Origin of the sequence: Ruoffia sp. FAM 20857, assembly GCF_045528645.1 — a bacterium.
Taxonomy (GTDB): Bacteria; Bacillota; Bacilli; order Lactobacillales; family Aerococcaceae; genus Ruoffia; species Ruoffia halotolerans.
Genome location: NZ_JBGQRB010000144.1, coordinates 1 through 255 on the forward strand (window position 1 = coordinate 1; position 255 = coordinate 255).

Annotated in this window: 1 protein-coding gene; it reads left to right on the forward strand. The window is 39.2% G+C overall.

Features of this window, described 5'->3' with window-relative positions; genetic code table 11:
• Nucleotides 1-255: transposase (locus ACEN4N_RS11605; protein WP_407094279.1), on the forward strand; the 255-nt coding region annotated here is incomplete at both ends.

Genomic DNA, 255 nt, shown 5'->3' on the forward strand with positions numbered 1-255 from the left:
TTACCAGTGTGAAATTTCAGTACCTTGTGGAGAATAATGGGTTAATTCAATCGATGTCCCGACGTGGGAATTGTTGGGACAATGCCCCTCAGGAATCTTTTTATGGACATATGAAAGACGAGATTGACCTCGCTTCGTGTGAAGATTATGAGGACGTAAAAAAGCTCATTGAAGAGTATATGGATTACTACAACAATGAGCGTTACCAATGGAACTTAGCGAAGCTAAGCCCTATTCAATATTATCAGTTTTGTA